This is a genomic window from Cryobacterium sp. MDB1-18-1, from assembly GCF_004402735.1.
GTDB lineage: Bacteria > Actinomycetota > Actinomycetes > Actinomycetales > Microbacteriaceae > Cryobacterium > Cryobacterium glucosi.
The window spans coordinates 1-2,475 of the sequence record NZ_SOFR01000062.1 but is presented as its reverse complement, the minus strand read 5'-3'; the positions used below and the strand labels follow the sequence as shown (position 1 = coordinate 2,475).

The following is a 2,475-nucleotide window of genomic DNA, read 5'->3' as shown; positions in this document are numbered from 1 at the left end:
GCAACGCCGCCTCGGCAAGCTCACCCCGATCGAGTTTGAGACAATAAACGTGGCCCTCAAAGCCGCCTGAGACCACTAACCCTTTGAGTCAACTGAACTTGGGGCAGTCCCAGTCGCATTGTCAATGGGGTTGCCCTCGGGGGTGAATAGAACTAAGTCTTTGTGCTCGCTGTCGGTGCTGATGAGATGTTGTGCTGCGCGGTATCCGGCGGCGGTGTAGTCACGGTGGCTGTTGACTCCGTCGCAGCAGTAACGCACCTCACGGGGCATGTCTTCGCCGTCTCCCGCGACTAGGACCGTTCCGGCGTCGTCGTAGCCGTCCGTCATACCGTTGAAATGGCGGCCCTCGTAGTGGCCGGTGATTCGGCGCACTTCGAGTTCTGTGGGTCCGTCGCTGTAGCTCACGTTCATCCACGCGGCCGCGGTGCCGGTACTCATCCGAACACTGAACTTCACTCCGGGAAAAGCGTTCTTCAAGGCCGCACGAACCAACTTTGCGGTGTCCTTGGTGGTGATGTATTCGGTCATTTTCTCTATCTCCCTCAACGTTTTTTTGCCTTTTCGGCGGTTTTCCGCCCTCATGGAGTGCTGTCGGGGTCAAGCCCCAAGGAGCGGTTGCAGGCCAAAGTTTTGAAGGAGCACAGCGGGCCAAAAGTTTTGCCGAAACTGCGACGACGGCTTGACGCCGGCAGCACGGAGTGAACAATCCCCCAGACGAAAAAACAAAAAGGCCAGCGTGCGCCGGCCCGCGCACCGAGCCACGAGAGCGCCAATCTTTCCCCAGCTCCACAACCCGGCGCGGGGAGGTCGGCTATGGTGCCGACATGGAATCGGACAGCCTGGGCGCTCCCCCGAACTGCGAGCGGTGCTTAGCCTCGATCCACCGGTCGGCTTGGGTGAGCGGTTTCGCTCGGAGTTGATCTGAGGTTCCTGGTGGTGGGCATGGCGGTGCGGCCGGCCTTGCTGCCGGTGGTGTTCCTGCTCCGGTTGCGCCGTTTGGCTGGGTGGTCAGATGGTCGCGGTTCGCGGCGGGCCGCAGGCCGCCGTGAACACGGCCTGCCAGCCGTCCTCCCAAGGCCAACTGGCCGGTAAATGCAGCCGGAGTTTCCGGGCCGAGGTCGAGATTCGGGCCGGGACCTGGATGAGTTTGCGGCGGATGGTGCCAGAGCGCGCCTTCCCGAGGTCGGTGCTGGTGAGGGTGCCGACGGCGCGGGATAGGTTGAACGCGATCGTGGCGAGCACGAGCCAGGCCGCGTTCGCGGTGAAGATCCCCGACGGCAGGTGCGCGAGCGCACTGTCTTTGAGGTCCGCGTTGATCTGCTCGATGATCGCGTGTTGCCGGTGGGTTTTATCAGCCGTGACGGTGTCCAGGGTGCTGGTCGTGAAGAACGCGTGGAACCGGTGCGTGTCGAACAGGGTCGGCTGCCCGGTGCCCTCGAACGGATTCAGCTCCGGGATCCGCCGGACGACCAGGCGCCCGGTAATGCGTTCGCTGAGCCTCCTGGAGCTGAACGCGGTGAAGGGAATCTCTGCGACTTCGGCGGAGGAGATCCATTTCCCGGTGGTCTCGTCCCGGATCGCGTCGGTGTATTCAATCGTCGTCCACGCGTCATCAGCGATCGCAGCGATCGCGCGCTTCACGGCCGGGTCCATCCGGGCGGTGATCGATACTTTCGCGCCAGCCCGGTGCGCGGCCGCGACGACCGCGTGGCCGTAGAACGCACTGTCAGCGCGGACGAGTACCAGGCCGGACGCGGTCTGTGACCGGAGCCGGCGGACGGTGGCGAGGATGTCGCCGACGAACTTCCCCGCCCCGCGCGGGGACCCGGCGGCGCCTTTGCGGAGCCTGGACCCGATGATGATCGGCGCGGACACCGTGGTGACACGATGCCGATCAACGCGTTCAACCCGCGGACCCCGGAGTAGCCGTAGCCGGAGCCTTGCTTCTGGTAGCCGTGGACTTCCTTGATGGTGTCGTCGATATCGACCAGGGCGTAGTCGTTGATCCCAGCCACGATCGGTGCCGTCTGGGCGACGTTGACCAGCCACCGCCACGCGACGGCGTCGAGTTGACGGACGTGGCCGAAGGTGAACGCACGCAAGAACGAACCCAACGTGGACGGCGCGTAAGCACCGACGAAGAGTTTCTTCATCCCGCCGTGGCGAAGGACAGCCATGTCGTCGATGGAGTCAGCGCCGGCGACCATGCCCGCGACCAGCGCGGTGACCTTCAATCCGGCGTTCGCACCGAAGTAGCCCGGCAGGCTCAGCCACCGGTTCGCGAGCTCGCCCAGCCCCGTCGACGCCGCCAACAACATCGCGGGAACGAGGCCGGCGAGCGACACGAGATTCCCATCGTCGAAGGTCGCGGACAGAGGGTCACGTCCCGCTGAGTGGTGGAGTTTCTCAACACCGTGCGGGTCAGTTGTTCTAGCTTAGGCGGCGGCGAGTTCTGGGAGGATCACCGCCTCGTCG

The 2,475-nt window shown here is 64.3% G+C and carries 1 protein-coding gene and 1 pseudogene; both read right to left on the bottom strand.

Annotated elements, in window-relative coordinates; genetic code table 11:
* Window positions 1-75 precede the first annotated feature (75 nt).
* Window positions 76-528 (bottom strand): LPD29 domain-containing protein, encoded by a 453-nt coding sequence (locus tag E3O50_RS15010; protein ID WP_134558684.1) that lies wholly within the window; start codon window positions 526-528, stop codon window positions 76-78.
* Window positions 529-1,008: 480 nt separating this feature from the next.
* Window positions 1,009-2,318: pseudogene (locus E3O50_RS15005) on the bottom strand (IS1380 family transposase).
* Window positions 2,319-2,475 lie beyond the last annotated feature (157 nt).

Excerpts from the sequence above, each read along its gene's own strand:
- E3O50_RS15010 (WP_134558684.1), bottom strand. The coding sequence starts at position 528 with ATGACCGAATACATCACCACCAAGGACACCGCAAAGTTGGTTCGTGCG.